Genomic DNA, 15,722 nt, shown 5'->3' on the forward strand with positions numbered 1-15,722 from the left:
ACCTGGCATCGTCTGGTGTCGTGCGAGTGGAGCTGTACGACGGTGACCGGGTCGGCCTGCGGTGGTCGTTCGAGCTGGCCGAGGACTCCGCGGAGCTGCTGGACGGTTACCTGTACCAGGGCCGCGTGCTCGTCGCGGTGGATGGTGGGCGGACCGTGGGCCACCTCCAGCTGGTCGGTCTGGAGGTCAAGAACATGGCGGTGGTGCCGGAGCGGCGGGGGACCGGTGTCGGTGCGGCCCTCGTCGAGGCCGCCGCCGCGTTGGTACGGGAGGAGGGCGGCGGGACGGTGCTGGTGGCCACCGGCGCCGCCGACGTCGGCAACCTGCGCTTCTACCAGCGGCAGGGCTTCCGCTTCCGGTCGGTGGAGCGGGACTTCTTCACGCCCGCGAACGGGTACCCGGCCGGGATCATGGTCGACGGCATCGAGCTGCTCGACCAGGTCTGGCTGGACCGGGTGATCCAGCCAGACCGTTGACAGGCCTCAGCGGGCCGCGGCGTGCTCCTTCTTCACCGCGTCCGCCAGGTGCGTCGGCATCGGGTCGTGCCGGGCGAACGCGCGGGTGAACGTGCCCGAGCCGGACGTCATCGCGCGCAGCTCGACCGCGTACCGGACGAGCTCGGTGGCGGGCACCTCGGCGTGCACGAGGGTCCGCTCGTGCCCGGCCGGGTCCGGCTCGTTGCCCAGCACCCGGCCGCGGCGGCCGGACAGGTCGCTCATGACCGCGCCGACGAACTCGTCGGGGACCCGGATCCAGACCTCGTCGATCGGCTCGAGCAGCGTCGTCTGGCCCTGCTCGGCGGCCTCGCGCAGGGCGAGCGCGCCGGCGGTCTGGAACGCCGCGTCGGACGAGTCGACGGAGTGCGCCTTGCCGTCGAACAGGGTGACCCGCACGTCGACGACGGGGTAGCCGGCGACCATGCCGCGCTCCATCTGGTGGCGGACGCCCTTCTCCACCGACGGGATGTAGTTGTGCGGCACGACCCCGCCGACGATCTTGTCGACGAACTCGAAGCCGGACCCGCGCGGCAGCGGCTCGACCTTGATGTCACAGACCGCGTACTGTCCGTGCCCGCCCGACTGCTTGACGTGCCGCCCGTGGCCCTGGCTGGGCGCGGCGAACGTCTCGCGCAGCGCGACCCGCACCGGCTCGGTGTCCAGCTCCACGCCGCCGGAGCGCAGCCGGTCGAGCACGACGTCGGCGTGCGCCTCACCCATGCACCACAGCACCAGCTGGTGGGTCTCGGAGTTGCGCTCCAGGCGCAGCGTCGGGTCGCCGGCGACGAGCCGGCCGAGGTTCTTGGCGAGGGCGTCCTCGTCGGAGCGGGTCTTCGCGACGATCGCGATCGGCAGCAGCGGCTCCGGCATCACCCACGGCGCCATGAGCATCGGGTCGTCCTTGCCGGAGATCGTGTCGCCGGTCTCCGCCGTCGTCGACTTGGTGATCGCGACGATGTCCCCGGCGACCGCGTACGGCACCTCCCGCAGCGCCGAGCCGAGCGGCGAGAACAGGTGCGCGAACCGCTCGTCGGCGTCGTGGTCGGGGTGGCCGCGCTCGGCCATGCCGTGCCCGGAGATGTGCACCGGGCTGTCGGGGCGCAGCGTGCCGGAGAAGACCCGCACGAGGGAGACGCGGCCGACGTACGGGTCGATCGTCGTCTTCACCACCTCGGCGATGAGCGGGCCGTCCGGGTCGCAGCGCAGCGGCGCGTGCGGGTCGCCCGCGATGTCGGTGACCGGCGGCACGACGTGCTCCAGCGGCGACGGGAACCCGCTGGTCAGCACCTCCAGGAGGGCGTCGAGGCCGAGGCCCGTCTGCGCGCAGACGGGCACGACGGGGTAGAAGGTGCCGCGGGCGACCGCCTTCTCCAGGTCCTCGATGATCACCGACGTCTCGATGACCTCGCCGCTGACGTAGCGCTCCATGAGCGTCTCGTCCTCGCTCTCGGCGATGATGCCTTCGAGCAGGCTGTTGTGCGACTCCTCGATCGCCGGCAGGTGCTGCGGCTCCGGGTCGCGGACCGACGGCGGGTAGCCCGCGGAGTAGTCGAAGACCCGGTGGGTGACCAGCGCGATGAGGCCCTCGACCGCGGTGCCGTCGTCGCCGAGCATCGGCAGGTACAGCGGCAGCACGTTGTCGCCGAACGCGTCCTGGCAGAGCTCCAGGGTGTCCTGGAAGTCGGCGCGCGGGTGGTCGAGGCGGGTGACGGCGACCGCGCGGGGCATGCCGACGGCGGCGCACTCCTCCCACAGCGCGGCGGTGGCGGCGTCGACGCCGTCGACGGACGACACGACGAACAGCGCCGCGTCGGCGGCCCGCAGGCCGGCGCGCAGCTCCCCGACGAAGTCGGCGTACCCCGGGGTGTCGAGCAGGTTGATCTTCGTGCCGCCGTGGAGGACGGGGGCGCAGGACAGCGTCACCGACCGCTGCTGCCGCACCGCCGCCGGGTCGTGGTCGGTCACCGTGGTGCCCTCGGACACCGCGCCGGCCCGTCCGATCGTGCCGGTCGCCGCGAGCAGCGCCTCCACGAGGGTCGTCTTCCCGGCGCCGGAGTGCCCGACGACCACCACGTTGCGTACCCTGCCGGGGTCATCAACCGCCGGCACCGGGCCGGCGACACCCTTCTCCTGGACCTTCTGCGCCATCATGCGCCTCCCGTCCTGCCTGCTGTGAGCAGTCTCACAGTCACGACCTGTTCACCGATCCCACACCCGAACCATCACCGACACAAGAGCCGTTCGACCCCACCGGCGGCCTACGGTTTACTCAAGCACCGTGAGCAGGCCCACGCGCAGGTATCCGGCAAGCTCCGCCGCCGTTATCGTGGGAGCGCCATGGCGAAGATCCTCAGCGTAGTCAGCAAGGCCGGACTGGCCCGCATCGTCAACCCCGTCGCGGCCGCGCTGTTGCGCGCCAAGGTGACCCCGAACGCGGTGACCGTCGCCGGCACCGTCGGCGTGCTCGTCGGCAGTCTCGGGTTCGCCACCCGCGGCCATATGGTCATCGCGCTCGTTATCGTCACCGTGAGCTGCCTGACCGACATGCTCGACGGGTCCATGGCCCGGCAGCTCGGCGTCAGCAACAAGTTCGGCGCCCTGCTCGACTCGACCATGGACCGCGTCTCCGACGGCGCCATCTTCGGCTCCGTCGCCTTCTGGTTCGCCTCCCAGGGTCAGCTGCGCGAGTGCGCCGCGGCGCTGCTGTGCCTGCTCACCGGGCAGGTGGTGTCCTACGTGAAGGCCCGCGCCGAGGGTCTCGGGATGACCGCCAACGTCGGGCTGGCCGAGCGGACCGAGCGGCTCATCCTGGTCGGGATCGGTGGCCTGCTGTTCGGTTTCGGCGTGCCGTACGGCATGGAGGCGGCCCTGTGGCTGTTGGTGCTGCTGTCGGTGATCACCATCGGGCAGCGGATGTCGCATGTGTACCGGCAGGCCCGCGAGCTCGCGGCGGCCGCTGACGCCGGCGATCGGGCGGCCCTGTGAACCTCGCGGAACTCGGCTACGGCGCCGCCTTCACGCTCATCCCGAAGCTCCCCCGCGCGGTGACCTGGCCGCTGTTCTCGGCCGCCGCGGCGCACGGCTCCCGCCGGTACCGCAGCGGCAAAGGCGGCAAGGGCACGCTGAGGCTCGCGTCCAACCTGCGCCGGGTCGTCGGCCCCGGGCCGTCGGAGGCCGAGCTCGCCGACCTGGTCGAGCGGGGGCTGCGCTCCTACTCACGCTACTACCTGGAGGCGTTCCGGCTGCCGGGGCGCTCCCGGGCGCAGCACCTCAGCGGGTTCCGGCTGGACCGCGGCGAGCTGCTCGCCAAGAACGTCGCCGACAAGGCCGGTGCCGTCATCGCCCTGCCGCACGCGGGCAACTGGGACGCGGCCGGCGCCTGGGTCGCCGCCAACGGCTGGCCGATCGTGACCGTCGCGGAGCGGCTGAAGCCGGAGAGCGTGTACCTGCGGTACCTGCATTTCCGGCGCGCGCTGGGTATGGAGATCCTGCCGACGACCGGCGGCGAGCGGCCCCCGTTCGACGTGCTGGAGGAGCGGCTGCGGGCCGGGTACGTGGTGCCGCTGCTCGCCGACCGGGACCTGACCGCCCGCGGCGTCGAGGTCGACTTCTTCGGCGGCCGGACGAAGATGCCGGCCGGCCCGGCGCTGCTGGCCCTGCGCACCGGCGCACCGCTCTACGCGGTGTCGATGTGGTTCGACCCGGACGCGGCCGCCGGCCGGCTCGAGGGGCCGATCCCGCTGCCGGACGCCTCGGAGGGGGCGCTCGACGTGCGGGTCCGGCTGCTCACCCAGCGGATCGCGGACGTCCTCGCCGCCGGCATCGCCCGCAACCCACAGGACTGGCACATGCTGCAACGACTCTGGATCGACACCCCCGCCGTCGTGAAGGCTTAGGAGGCGTGGGAGGCGTGTTGCGCATCGGGATCGTCTGCCCGTACTCCTTCGACGTGCCCGGCGGCGTGCAGAACCACGTCCGCGACCTCGCCGAGACGCTGATCAGCCTCGGCCACGACGTCAGCGTCCTGGCGCCCGGCGACGACGAGAGTGCCGAGCAGCCGTACGTCGTGCCCGCGGGCCGGGCGGTGCCGGTGCCGTACAACGGCTCCGTCGCGCGCGTCTCCTTCGGTCTCATCTCCGCGACCCGGGTCCGGCGCTGGATGGCCGCCGGCCGCTTCGACGTGCTGCACGTGCACGAGCCGCTCACGCCGAGCCTGTCGATGCTGGCGGTGCTGTCGGCGCGCGGGCCGGTCGTCGCCACGTTCCACACCGCGATGACCCGCTCGCGGGCGCTCGCCGCCGCGCAGGGGCTGCTCCAGCTGGTGCTCGAGAAGATCACGGGGCGGATCGCGGTGAGCGAGCTGGCGCGCAAGGTCCAGGTCGAGCACCTGGGCGGCAGCGCGTGGGAGATCCCCAACGGGGTGCAGGTGTCGCGGTACCGCGCCGCCTCGCCGCTGCCCGGTTTCCCCGGCGACGGGGGCACGCTGGGCTTCCTGGGGCGGTTCACGGAGCCCCGGAAGGGCTTCCCGCTGCTGCTGACCGCGTTCGCGACGCTCGCCGCCCGCCGTCCGGGCCTGCGGCTGCTGGTGGCGGGCCCCGGCGACGTCGACGAGATCTTCACCGACTTTCCGGACATCGCGGCCTTCAAGGACCGGATCGTCTTCCTGGGGAAGGTGTCGGAGGAGGACAAGGCGCGGATGCTGCGCAGCGTCGACCTGTACATCGCCCCCAACACCGGCGGCGAGTCCTTCGGCATGATCCTGACCGAGGCGATGTCCGCGGGCGCGACCGTCGTCGCCAGCGACCTGGACGCGTTCCGGCGGGTCCTGGACGGCGGGCGGGCCGGTGCCCTCTTCCCCGTCGGCGACGCCGCCGCGCTGACCGCCACCGTCGCCGGCCTGCTCGACGACCCCGCGCGCCGGGCCGCGCTCGCCGACCGGGCCGCCTCCGTCGTCGCCGCGTACGACTGGCCCGTCGTCGCCGACCGGGTCCTGGAGGTCTACTCGACGGTGATCGAGGTCGCCGGGGCCGTGGTCGAGGAGCCCGTCCCGTAGGCAGCCAGCCTTACCGTAGGCTTCCCGCCGTGTGGTGGGTGATCGCGGTGGTGGCGGTGGTGGTCCTGGTGGCGACCTACCTCACCTGGCTCGCGGCCCGCGTCGACCGGCTCCACGCGCGGGCGGTCGCGGCCTACGCCACGCTCGACGCCCACCTGGTCCGGCGCGCGGTGGCCGCGGTGGCCCTCGCCGAGGCGGCGCAGCTGCCCACCCTTATGTACGCGGCCCGGATCGCCGTCGACGCCCAGCCCGAGGACCGCGAGGTCGCCGAGAACGACCTCACCCGCCACCTGCGCGAGGCGGCCGCCGGCCCGGAGGACGTCGTCGGGCCGCTCGTGCAGGTCAGCAGGCGGGTCGCCCTCGCCAGGCAGGTGCACAACGACGTCGTGCGCGACGCCCTCGCCGTGCGCCGCCGGGCGCTGGTCCGCGTGTTCCGCCTGGCCCGCAAGCACCCCCGCCCCGCGTACTTCGACGTCGACGACCCGTCCCTGCCGTGAACCGGTACATGAGCGGCGAAACGCACGCTGTTTCCCCCTTCCTTCCGGTTTATCAGGCGCTCCGCGCCCGCTACACCGGAAAAATCACCATTTTCTGAGGTTTGGCCGGCTGGTGGGGTGCAACGTGGGCCGCGGGGTTCCCATTGGACGTCGGAACCTGTCACCCGGTCGGCGTAAACTCAAGGTGAATCCCGTTCAGCCCTGTGAGGAGTGCTTCGTCGTGTCCGAGTCGCCCACCACCAGCTCGTCAGTCACCGGCACCGCGCGGGTCAAGCGGGGCATGGCAGAGATGCTCAAGGGTGGCGTCATCATGGACGTCGTCACCCCCGAGCAGGCGAAGATCGCCGAGGACGCCGGCGCCGTCGCCGTCATGGCCCTGGAGCGCGTCCCCGCCGACATCCGGGCGCAGGGCGGGGTCTCCCGCATGAGCGACCCCGACATGATCGACGGCATCATCGCCGCCGTCTCGATCCCCGTCATGGCCAAGGCCCGCATCGGCCACTTCGTCGAGGCCCAGGTCCTGCAGGCGCTCGGCGTCGACTATGTCGACGAGTCCGAGGTGCTCACCCCGGCCGACTACAGCAACCACATCGACAAGTGGGCCTTCACGGTGCCGTTCGTCTGCGGCGCCACCAACCTCGGCGAGGCACTGCGCCGCATCACCGAGGGCGCGGCCATGATCCGCTCCAAGGGTGAGGCCGGCACCGGCGACGTGTCCAACGCCACCACCCACATGCGCAAGATCCGTGGGGAGATCCGCAAGCTGACGTCGCTGCCCGAAGACGAGCTGTTCGTCGCCGCGAAGGAGCTGCAGGCGCCGTTCGAGCTGGTCAAGGAGGTCGCCGAGACCGGCAAGCTCCCGGTCGTGCTGTTCACCGCCGGCGGCATCGCCACCCCCGCCGACGCCGCCATGATGATGCAGCTCGGCGCCGAGGGCGTCTTCGTCGGCTCCGGCATCTTCAAGTCCGGCAACCCCGAGCAGCGCGCCGCCGCCATCGTCAAGGCCGTCACGTTCCACGACGACCCCGACGTCATCGCCAAGGTCTCCCGCGGCCTGGGTGAGGCCATGGTCGGCATCAACGTCGAGGAGATCCCGCAGCCGCACCGCCTCGCCGAGCGCGGCTGGTGACCGCCGGCATGATCATCGGTGTGCTCGCCCTCCAGGGCGATACGCGCGAACACCTGCACGCCCTGGCCGAGCTCGATGTCATCGCCCGTCCGGTGCGCCGCCCCGACGAGCTGGACTCGGTCGACGCGCTGGTCATCCCGGGCGGCGAGTCCACGGCGATGAGCAAGCTGGCGATCGAGTTCGGCATGACCGAGCCACTGCGCAAGCGGCTGGCCGGCGGCATGCCCGCCTATGGCTCGTGCGCCGGCATGATCATGCTCGCCGGCACGATCCTGGACGGCCGCCCCGACCAGGTGCCCTTCGGCGGCATCGACATGACCGTCCGGCGCAATGCCTTCGGCAGGCAGGTCGACTCGTTCGAAGGCACGGTCGACATTTCGGACATTGAAGGAGGGCCGTTCTCGGCGGTCTTCATCCGCGCCCCGTGGGTCGAGGAGGTCGGACCGGGCGTGCGGGTGCTGGGTCGTGTAAACGGGCAGTCCGGGCCTTCGGGCGAAGCCGCAAGGCCCGGACTGCCCGCACGTTCGGCCGCCGGTAGGATTGTCGCGGTTCGGCAGCAGCACCTGCTTGCCACCGCCTTCCACCCCGAGCTCACCGGCGACCTCCGAGTTCATCGGTACTTCGTGGAGATGGCGCGTGAGGCGGGCCAGACGACGGAGGGTTAGGCCATGTCCGGGCACTCAAAATGGGCGACGACCAAGCACAAGAAGGCGGTCATCGACGCCAAGCGAGGCAAGCTCTTCGCCCGCCTGATCAAGAACGTCGAGGTCGCCGCCCGCACCGGTGGTGGCGACCCGTCCGGTAACCCGACGCTCTTCGACGCCATCCAGAAGGCGAAGAAGAACTCGGTGCCCAACGACAACATCAACAACGCCGTCAAGCGGGGCTCCGGCCTCATCGGCGGCGGCGCCGACTGGCAGACCGCCATGTACGAGGGCTACGGCCCCAACGGCGTCGCCATCCTCATCGAGTGCCTCACGGACAACCGCAACCGCGCGGCGACCGAGGTCCGGGTCGCGCTCACCCGCAACGGCGGCAACCTCGCCGACGCCGGCAGCGTCTCGTACATGTTCACCCGGAAGGGTGTCATCATCGTGCCCAAGGCCGGCGAGCTGACCGAGGACGACCTGCTCCTCGCCGTCCTCGACGCGGGCGCCGAGGAGGTCAACGACCTCGGCGAGGCCTTCGAGATCATCAGCGAGGCGACCGACCTGGTGGCCGTCCGCACCGCCCTCCAGGACGCCGGCATCGACTACGAGTCGGCGGACTCCTCGTTCGTGCCGAGCGTGACCGTCCCCCTGGAGGAGGAGGGCGCCCGCAAGGTCTTCAAGCTGATCGACGCCCTCGACGACTGCGACGACGTCCAGAACGTCTACGCCAACTTCGACGTCTCCGACGAGGTCATGGCCCTGGTCGAGGCCTGATCTCCGCCGCTGCCGGAACGGCCCCTCCCCGCACCCGGGGCAGGGGCCGTTCGGCGTTGACCGGGGGCTGCTGCTCATGTCGTCCGTCGACACCGTTTCCGGTGGCACCGTCGCCGGCGCGTTTGCTGGCGCCGGCCGTTCGTATGCTGGTGTCCGGGGCTCGGATCAGGCAGATTGCCGTGGGGCCATATGGCCACTAGGGTGGGGAAGGAGGTGGAACATGACCGAAACCGTCATCAAGGCGGCGACTGAGGCGGCCGCCGAGGAAGACGTGGCGATCGACGAGGAGCTGCTCGAGGAGGCTCAGCGACACTTGGGAACGTCATCACGCAACGAAGCGATCAACGCGGCGCTCCGTGAGTTCGTCGACCAGCAACGCGCCCGGCGGCGCGCGGCCCTGCAGGACCTGCGGCGCCTGTCGGACGAGGGTGCGTTCAAGTACGACGCCCTTGACGAGGTGGACGAATGAGATTCCTCGTCGACACAAGTGCGCTGGTCCGGCTTCAGCGCAATCAGGCCGCGGCCGCGTGGGACGACGTCGTCGAGCGTGGGTTGATCGTGGTTTGTGAGCCGGTGCTCGCCGAGGCGATGTCCATCGCCGACGCGAAGGGCTACGAGGCCATCGAGGAGCGGATCCTTGCGCTCTATCCGTGGGCGGCAATCCCCGACGACATCTGGTCGCTGGTCAGCGCCATCCGTCATGAGCTGATCCTGCCGAGCGTGTATCAGGGTGTCTCCGTGGCGGACCTGGTGGTCGCGGCGACCGCGATCCGGCTCAAGCTCGTGGTCCTGCACGAGGACGGCGACTTCGAGACGATCGCGCGGCACGTTCCCGAGCTCCGGCAGCAGCGCGTCAGTGTCGAGCCGGGCTGACCGGGGTCATTGGCCGGGGCGGACGAGGCCTGACTCGTAGGCGTAGACGACGGCCTGGACGCGGTCGCGGAGGGCGAGCTTCATCAGGACGCGGGCCACGTGGGTCTTCACCGTGGCCTCGCCGACCGTGAGGGCGGCGGCGATCTCGCCGTTGGACAGGCCGCGGGCCATGAGGCGCAGGACATCGGTCTCGCGCGGGGTGAGGTCGGCGAGCTCGGGTGGGGGCTGCGGGCCGGGGGTGCCGGCGTACGAGGCGATCACCCGCGTCGTGACCGCCGGGTCGAGGAGGGCCTCGCCGGCGGCGACCACGCGGATCGCGGTGATGAGGTGCTCGGGGGAGGAGACCTTCAGCAGGAAGCCGCTCGCGCCGGCGCGGAGGGCCTCGTACAGGTTGTCGTCGGTGTCGAACGTGGTGAGCACGATGATGCGGGGCGGGTTCGGGGCGGCGAGCAGGGCGCGGGTGGCGGCGAGGCCGTCCTGACGGGGCATCGCGATGTCCATGAGGACCACGTCGGGGCGTAGCCGGCGGGTGAGGGTGACCGCCTCGACGCCGTCGCCGGCCTCGCCGACGACGTGCATGTCGGACTCGGTCTCGATGACCATGCGCAGGCCGGCGCGGACCATCCGCTGGTCGTCGGCGATGACCACGCTGATCTTCGAGGCGGGTGCGGGACCGGAGCTCATGACGCCACCAGCCGCGGCAGCCGGGCGTGGACGGCGAAGCCGCCGGAGGGGAGCGGGCCGGCGTCGAGGTCGCCGCCGAACAGGGTGACGCGCTCGCGCATGCCGATGAGACCCTGGCCGGAGCCGGGGGCCGCGACGGTGACGGGGCCGCCCTCGTCGACGACGGAGAGGTGGACGCCGTCGTCGGCGTAGCGCAGGGACACGGTGACCGCGGCGGGTCCGGCGTGTTTGAGCACGTTGGTCAGGGCCTCCTGCACGATGCGGTACGCCGAGAGGTCCGCGGCCGGCAGCAGCGTCACCGGCGTGCCCGAGCGGTGCAGGGTGACCGTCAGGCCGGCCTCGCGGACCTGGGTGAGCAGCTCGTCGAGGCGGTCGAGCCCGACCGGTGCCGCGGTGGTGCCGCCGGTGCCGGCCGTGTCGCCCCGGAGCAGGCCGAGCGTACGGCGCAGCTCGCCGACGGCGTCGCGGCCCGAGGACTCGATGTTGCGCAGCAGTTCGGCGTCGACGGTGAGGCCCGCGTCGAGGCGGCGGCGGACCACGCCCGCCTGGATGACCATGACGGTGACGCTGTGCGCGACCATGTCGTGCAGCTCGCGGGCGATCCGGACGCGCTCCTCCATGACCGCCTCGCGGACCCGCTGCTCGCGGATCGCGGCGCGGGCGGTGGCGGCGTCGGCGCTCTGGCGGTGCTGGACGCCGAAGACCGTGCCGAGGATCCACGGCGCGACGGGGAAGAAGAACGCGCCCATCGGGTCGCCCGGGTCGACCTGCCAGAAGGCGGCGCCGGTCGCGACGGCGAGCAGCAGGCCGGCGACCCCGCGGGCGCGGGCGAGCCGGCCGGTGGTGCCGAGCAGCGGCACGTGCCGCCCGACCGTGTACGCCGCGATGATCATCGCGGCGAGCTGCCACAGCCGGTAGTTGACGATCTGGTCCGGATACCAGTACTTGAGGCCGCCGACGCAGCTGGCGAGCAGGCCCGTGAGCGGGACGGCCCGGCGCAGGGCCACGAGCGGCGCGAACCCGGCCAGCACGAACGGCCACCAGCCGCCCGGCTGGTGCGCGACCGCCTCCTCGGTCAGGGCGAACGCCACGAACGCGCCCGTCAGCGCGAGATCTGCCCGCCTCATCTCCACGAGATGACCGTAAGCGGTCCCCGGCCGGGGATTCGCCCGTCCAAGGAATGACGGCCGGTCCCCCGAGCGGGGGAGGACGGCTCCCTCGCCATGGTGGCGACGTGCGAGCCGGCTCATACGTACCTTGCTGGTCCAACGTGAATTCGACAGGGGTACAGATATGCGGCTTCTCCTCTTCAGGCTCGTGCTCTTCCTCGCGCCCGCCTTCCTCGCCGTCGCCACGGCGGTCGATCCCGCCCTCGGCGAGGACCAGGGCTTCGGGATCTACCGGGAGCACCCCGACGCCATCCAGTGGCACTCGGTGCTGCTGCACTGGGCGTGGGTGCTGTTCGTGCCGGTGTTCCTCGGGCTCCTCGCACCGATCCGGCGCAAGGGCGCCGTGCTCGCGCGGATCGCGTGGTGCGCCGCGGTGTTCGGGCTCGTCACGTTCTCCGCGATGATGGCGTACGACCTGGCGATCCTCGCCATGGAGCAGACGCTGACCGACGCCGACGTCAAACGCGCCGACGAGGCGTTCCAGTCGATGCAGTGGGCGGCGTTTGGCTGGCAGGGGCCGGGCCTGGCCGGCTGGGCGCTGGCGCTGCTGCTGACCCCGGTCGCGGCCGCCTACGCGAAGGTCATCTCCTGGTGGACGGCGGCCGCCGCGCTGCTGGGTTCGGTGCTGTACCTGCAGTTCGCGATCTCGCCGCTGCCGGTGAACCTCGCCGGGCCGGTCGTGATGCTGGTGGCGTACTGCTATGCCGGGTGGGAGATGGGCCGACGGACCGACCCGTCCCGGGCGGACGAGCCGGCGACGTTCGGCGTGTTCAAGGACCGGGTGGGCCGCTTCGGGCTCGTCGCCGCGCCGGTCGTGTTCGGGGCGGGGCTGCTGACCGTGCCGGGGCTTTCGCCGGACATCGAGGAGTCGGTGCGGCAGCCGGACCTGGCGCAGGTGAGCGCGCTGTTCCTGCACTGGGCGTGGGTGCTGTTCGTGCCGGGGATGCTGCTGCTGATGCGCCGCGGCCGGCGGTTCACCAGCGTGGCGGCCGCCGTCACCGCGTTCGCGCTGATGCACTTCAGCGGGCTGATGATCGGCGACTTCAGCGACCTGGCGGTCCGGCAGACGGTGCCGGCCGAGCTCGCGGCGAAGGTGACGGAGGCCTTCGGCGGGTATGCGCTGTTCGCGTTCGGCTGGGCCGTGCCGGCGATGCTGGTGAGCCTGCTCGGCCTGATCGCGGTCCCGATCGGCGCCGCCGCCGACGGCCTGGTCCGCTGGTGGGTGCCGGTGCTCACGGGTCTGGGCGTGGTGGCGTTCCTCGCGGTGGGCGTCGGCCCGCTGTCGGTGCTCAGCCCGCTGCTCCTGCTCGCAGGCTACGGCCTGCTGGCCAAGGCCCTCCCGCCCCGCCCGCTGCAGGCGGCGACCCCGGCCCCCACGGCGGAGCCCCAACCCGCCGCGTGAGCGGACAGCCCGCGGCGCCGGCGACAGGTGGCGCCGGCGCCACGGCGCCCGATCACCGCAGTGCGCCGCGGTGCCCGGTCACTGCAGAGCGGCCGCGGTGCCGGGTCACTGCAGAGCGGCCGCGGTGCCGGGTCACTGCAGAGCGGCCGCGGCGCCCGGTCACTGCAGGCGCCGCGGCGCCGGCTCACTGCAGGGCGACGCGGAGGTGGCGGGGGCCGCGCAGCACGGGGCTCGGCCGGTACTCCGGCGGGTCCTCCAGCAGGCGGGCCCGCGCCAGGACCGGGGCCAGCGCGCGCAGGGCCACCTGCGCCTCCAGGCGGGCCATCGGGGCGCCGAAGCAGTAGTGGATGCCGTCACCGAAGCCGAGGTGCGGGACGGGCCGGCGGTCCGGGTCGAAGCGGTCCGGGTCGCTGACGTGGGTGGCGTCCCGGTTGCCGGCGGCGAGCAGCAGCGTGACGGTGGCGCCCCGCGGGATGGTGGTGCCGCCGATGGGGATGTCGTCGAGGGCGGTGCGCCACGGCAGGAACTGCACGGGCGGGTCCCAGCGCAGCACCTCCTCCACGAGGGGGATCGCGAAGGACGGGTCGTCGAGGAGGCGCTCGATCCAGCGGGGCTCGCGGAGCAGGACCAGCGAGGCGTTGGCGATGAGGTTGACCGTCGTCTCGTGGCCGGCGATGAGCAGCAGGAGCGCCGTGCCGACCAGCTCGTCGCGGGTCATCCGGCCGTCCGGGCCGTCGTCGTGGGCGAGGGAGCGCAGCAGGCCCGGCTCGGGGTCGGCGTCGACGAGGTCGCCGAGGTAGTCCCCGAGCTCCCGGAAGGCCGGCGTGTCCCGCGGGTTCTCGGCGGCCAGCGCCTGGTCGATCCACGCCTTGAAGCGCGGCTCGTCGGCGAGGGGCACGCCGAGCAGCTCGCAGATGACGAGGACCGGCAGCGGGTAGGCGAACTGGTCGACGAGGTCCGCGGTGGAGGCGGGCAGGTCGGCGATGAGCCGGTCGACGATGCCCTCGAAGGACTGCTGCAGGTCCGCGACGAAGGTCGGGCGGTGCGGCGGGCCGAACTGCCGGGTGGCGAGGCGGCGCAGGCGGTCGTGCTGGGGCGGGTCGGTCCGCAGGAAGCTCGGCGCCAGCCCGACCGGCTCGCGGTCGGGGTCGACGGCGGAGCTGATCCGCGGGTCGTGCAGCAGGGCGGAGATCTCCCGGAACGTGGTGACCAGCCACGTGCCGTCGGGTTCGCGGCCGACGGGGGTGCGGCGCAGCGACGTGTAGAGCGGGTAGGGGTTGTGGCGGTTCACCGGATCCAGGACCGCGCCGAACACGGAGCCGACGGAAGTGGTCATCGGGAACTCCTCAGGGAAGCGGACCGGGAACTGGGATCGTGGCCGGTGACCACCACGGTCGCGTCGCGGGCCAGGAACTTGGGGTCGGGGACGTCGGCGGGGACGGGCACCATCGAGTCGGGCTGGTCGACGGTGGTGAAGTGCGGCGGGAACGGTGCCGCCTGCTCGATGAGCCGCGCGTAGAACGGCAGCCACTTGCCGTGGTTGAAGGTGACGGCTCCGGTGAGGCGTCCCTTGTACCCGTAGGCCGCGGCGAAGCGGCGGTCCGCCACGGAGCCCTGGGTGACGACGACCTCGTCGGAGAAGGTGGGCACGCCGACGGCCTTGATGTTGATGCCGAACTGCAGCGACCAGAAGGACGGCATGTGCAGGTGCGGCCAGCGGTCGGACTCGTCGCTGACCATGTTGTGGGCGGCGACCTCGGCCTGGGAGACGGCGTTCGCCCAGTGCTCCAGGGCCAGGAACTGGTAGCCGAACATCGCGTTCGGGGCGCGGGCGACGTCGCCGGCGACGAAGATGTCGTCGAGCACGAGGCCGTTGGCGTCGAAGGCGCGGCAGCCCGCGTCGCACGCGACGCCCCACTCGCCGACGGCGAGGCCGGAGTCGCGGAGCCACTCGACGTTGCGGACCCCGCCGAGCGCGGCGACGACGACCGCGACGTCGGCGACCGTGCCGTCGGAGAAGCGGGCCCGGCGCACGCGGCCGTCGGCGTCGCCCTCGATCGACTCGACGGTGATGCCGCAGCGCAGGTCGACGCCGTGCTCGCGCTGCACCTCGGCGGCGACGGCACCGATGACCCCGCCGAGCGCGCCGGCCAGGGGCGTCGCGGCGGCCTCGGCGACGATGACGTCCAGCCCCATCGACCGGCAGGTGGAGGCGATCTCCGAGCCGGTGAAGCCCGCGCCGATGACGAGGACGCGTGGTGTGCGGCCGGCGTCGCGCGGCTCGAGCGGACCCGGGGCCGCCTCGCTGAGGTGGGCGGCGGCGCCGTACGGCGCGAGGAAGGCGAGCCGCTCGTGCAGGCGCACCGCGTCGTCGCGGGTACGGAGCACGAACATGCCGTCCAGGGCGGCCTCGACCGGGTCGTGCCACGACCGGGCGCGGACGCCGGTGGTGATCAGCAGCCGGTCGAACGGCACCGACGAGCCGTCGTCGAGCTGGACCCGGCGGCCGGCGAGGTCGAGGCCGATCGCGTTGACCCCGAGCCGCCAGTTGGCGTCGAGGTCGGGGCGTGGCAGGGCGGTCGCGTCCGGCGCGACCTGGCCGCTGAGGGCCTGCTTCGACAGTGGCGGCCGGTCGTACGGCTCGCAGGACTCGCCGTCGATGAGCGTGAGGGACCCGGTGAACCCCTCCTCGCGCAGCGCCTCGGCGGCCCGCAGCCCGGCGAGGGACGCGCCGACGACGACGATGCGGGACGGGCGGTCCACGACGTGCACGGGTGGCATGTCCTGCACGGAGAGCCGGTCGATCTGGATCGCCTGGACGGGGCACGCGGCCGCTGCCCGCTGGACGCGTTCGCGCTGGTCCTCGGCGGGGGCGGGGTCGTACATGAGGGCCTCGTCGCCCTGCATCCGAAACGAGGAGGGCGCCAGGAAGGCGCACTGGGCGTACCCCTGACACTTGGTGAGATCAACTACCACGCGCATGCCCCAACGGTC

Annotated in this window: 16 protein-coding genes; 11 read left to right on the forward strand and 5 right to left on the reverse strand. The window is 72.4% G+C overall.

Annotation, left to right across the window (positions count from 1 at the left end; all coding sequences use genetic code 11):
* Positions 1 to 20: 20 nt before the first annotated feature.
* Entirely contained in the window at positions 21 to 476 is a 456-nt protein-coding gene (locus tag ABD332_RS20025; protein WP_344503502.1) for a GNAT family N-acetyltransferase, read from the forward strand.
* Positions 477 to 482: 6 nt separating this feature from the next.
* Here ABD332_RS20025 and ABD332_RS20030 read toward each other — a convergent pair whose 3' ends face one another.
* Positions 483 to 2,645, reverse strand: a complete 2,163-nt coding sequence (locus tag ABD332_RS20030; RefSeq protein ID WP_344503503.1) for an elongation factor G-like protein EF-G2 — start codon at positions 2,643 to 2,645, stop codon at positions 483 to 485.
* 189 nt (positions 2,646 to 2,834) lie between these two features.
* On the opposite strand from ABD332_RS20030, the gene pgsA reads away from it, so the two are divergent.
* The 9 genes from pgsA to ABD332_RS20075 all read left to right on the forward strand — a co-directional run bounded on the left by pgsA (position 2,835) and on the right by ABD332_RS20075 (position 9,473).
* Positions 2,835 to 3,482, forward strand: a complete 648-nt coding sequence (gene pgsA / locus ABD332_RS20035; RefSeq protein ID WP_344503504.1) for a phosphatidylinositol phosphate synthase — start codon at positions 2,835 to 2,837, stop codon at positions 3,480 to 3,482.
* Positions 3,479 to 4,393, forward strand: a complete 915-nt coding sequence (locus ABD332_RS20040) for a phosphatidylinositol mannoside acyltransferase (protein ID WP_344503505.1) — start codon at positions 3,479 to 3,481, stop codon at positions 4,391 to 4,393. The genes pgsA and ABD332_RS20040 overlap by 4 nt, the downstream gene beginning before the upstream one ends.
* 17 nt (positions 4,394 to 4,410) lie before the next feature.
* Complete coding sequence (locus ABD332_RS20045) at positions 4,411 to 5,550, forward strand: glycosyltransferase family 4 protein (RefSeq protein ID WP_344503648.1); 1,140 nt, start codon at positions 4,411 to 4,413, stop codon at positions 5,548 to 5,550.
* Between the two features lie 29 nt (positions 5,551 to 5,579).
* A complete protein-coding gene (locus ABD332_RS20050; protein ID WP_344503507.1) occupies positions 5,580 to 6,047 on the forward strand; it encodes a hypothetical protein in 468 nt (155 codons plus the stop codon).
* A gap of 220 nt (positions 6,048 to 6,267) precedes the next feature.
* Positions 6,268 to 7,176 carry a pyridoxal 5'-phosphate synthase lyase subunit PdxS gene (pdxS, locus tag ABD332_RS20055; RefSeq protein WP_344503508.1) on the forward strand — a complete coding sequence of 303 codons (909 nt, stop codon included), beginning with the start codon at positions 6,268 to 6,270 and terminating at the stop codon, positions 7,174 to 7,176.
* 8 nt (positions 7,177 to 7,184) lie between these two features.
* A complete protein-coding gene (gene pdxT, locus ABD332_RS20060; RefSeq protein ID WP_344503649.1) occupies positions 7,185 to 7,841 on the forward strand; it encodes a pyridoxal 5'-phosphate synthase glutaminase subunit PdxT in 657 nt (218 codons plus the stop codon).
* Positions 7,842 to 7,844: 3 nt separating this feature from the next.
* Positions 7,845 to 8,600 carry a YebC/PmpR family DNA-binding transcriptional regulator gene (locus ABD332_RS20065; protein ID WP_344503509.1) on the forward strand — a complete coding sequence of 252 codons (756 nt, stop codon included), beginning with the start codon at positions 7,845 to 7,847 and terminating at the stop codon, positions 8,598 to 8,600.
* 220 nt (positions 8,601 to 8,820) lie between these two features.
* The gene (locus ABD332_RS20070; protein WP_344503510.1) at positions 8,821 to 9,069 is read left to right on the forward strand and encodes a type II toxin-antitoxin system VapB family antitoxin; all 249 of its coding nucleotides are present in this window, start codon (positions 8,821 to 8,823) and stop codon (positions 9,067 to 9,069) included.
* Positions 9,066 to 9,473, forward strand: a complete 408-nt coding sequence (locus tag ABD332_RS20075) for a PIN domain-containing protein (RefSeq protein WP_344503511.1) — start codon at positions 9,066 to 9,068, stop codon at positions 9,471 to 9,473. The genes ABD332_RS20070 and ABD332_RS20075 overlap by 4 nt, the downstream gene beginning before the upstream one ends.
* A 6-nt stretch (positions 9,474 to 9,479) precedes the next feature.
* On the opposite strand, the gene ABD332_RS20080 is transcribed toward ABD332_RS20075, so the two are convergent.
* Complete coding sequence (locus ABD332_RS20080) at positions 9,480 to 10,157, reverse strand: response regulator (protein ID WP_344503512.1); 678 nt, start codon at positions 10,155 to 10,157, stop codon at positions 9,480 to 9,482.
* The gene (locus ABD332_RS20085; protein ID WP_344503650.1) at positions 10,154 to 11,284 is read right to left on the reverse strand and encodes a sensor histidine kinase; all 1,131 of its coding nucleotides are present in this window, start codon (positions 11,282 to 11,284) and stop codon (positions 10,154 to 10,156) included. The genes ABD332_RS20080 and ABD332_RS20085 overlap by 4 nt, the downstream gene beginning before the upstream one ends.
* Positions 11,285 to 11,450: 166 nt before the next feature.
* Between ABD332_RS20085 and ABD332_RS20090 the strand changes: the two genes are divergently transcribed.
* Positions 11,451 to 12,728 (forward strand): hypothetical protein, encoded by a 1,278-nt coding sequence (locus ABD332_RS20090; RefSeq protein ID WP_344503513.1) that lies wholly within the window; start codon positions 11,451 to 11,453, stop codon positions 12,726 to 12,728.
* A 184-nt stretch (positions 12,729 to 12,912) separates the two neighbouring features.
* Here ABD332_RS20090 and ABD332_RS20095 read toward each other — a convergent pair whose 3' ends face one another.
* Complete coding sequence (locus ABD332_RS20095; protein WP_344503514.1) at positions 12,913 to 14,064, reverse strand: cytochrome P450; 1,152 nt, start codon at positions 14,062 to 14,064, stop codon at positions 12,913 to 12,915.
* Positions 14,061 to 15,710 (reverse strand): FAD-dependent oxidoreductase, encoded by a 1,650-nt coding sequence (locus ABD332_RS20100; protein ID WP_344503515.1) that lies wholly within the window; start codon positions 15,708 to 15,710, stop codon positions 14,061 to 14,063. Before ABD332_RS20100 ends, ABD332_RS20095 begins: the two co-directional genes overlap by 4 nt.
* Positions 15,711 to 15,722: the final 12 nt, after the last annotated feature.

It is taken from the genome of Dactylosporangium maewongense (assembly GCF_039531485.1).
GTDB lineage: Bacteria > Actinomycetota > Actinomycetes > Mycobacteriales > Micromonosporaceae > Dactylosporangium > Dactylosporangium maewongense.

Coding starts and splice junctions, on each gene's coding strand:
- ABD332_RS20030 (WP_344503503.1), bottom strand. CDS start 2,645: ATGGCGCAGAAGGTCCAGGAGAAGGGTGTCGCCGGCCCGGTGCCGGCG.
- pgsA (WP_344503504.1), top strand. CDS start 2,835: ATGGCGAAGATCCTCAGCGTAGTCAGCAAGGCCGGACTGGCCCGCATC.
- pdxT (WP_344503649.1), top strand. CDS start 7,185: ATGATCATCGGTGTGCTCGCCCTCCAGGGCGATACGCGCGAACACCTG.
- ABD332_RS20065 (WP_344503509.1), top strand. CDS start 7,845: ATGTCCGGGCACTCAAAATGGGCGACGACCAAGCACAAGAAGGCGGTC.
- ABD332_RS20070 (WP_344503510.1), top strand. CDS start 8,821: ATGACCGAAACCGTCATCAAGGCGGCGACTGAGGCGGCCGCCGAGGAA.
- ABD332_RS20075 (WP_344503511.1), top strand. CDS start 9,066: ATGAGATTCCTCGTCGACACAAGTGCGCTGGTCCGGCTTCAGCGCAAT.
- ABD332_RS20080 (WP_344503512.1), bottom strand. CDS start 10,157: ATGAGCTCCGGTCCCGCACCCGCCTCGAAGATCAGCGTGGTCATCGCC.
- ABD332_RS20085 (WP_344503650.1), bottom strand. CDS start 11,284: ATGAGGCGGGCAGATCTCGCGCTGACGGGCGCGTTCGTGGCGTTCGCC.
- ABD332_RS20090 (WP_344503513.1), top strand. CDS start 11,451: ATGCGGCTTCTCCTCTTCAGGCTCGTGCTCTTCCTCGCGCCCGCCTTC.
- ABD332_RS20095 (WP_344503514.1), bottom strand. CDS start 14,064: ATGACCACTTCCGTCGGCTCCGTGTTCGGCGCGGTCCTGGATCCGGTG.
- ABD332_RS20100 (WP_344503515.1), bottom strand. CDS start 15,710: ATGCGCGTGGTAGTTGATCTCACCAAGTGTCAGGGGTACGCCCAGTGC.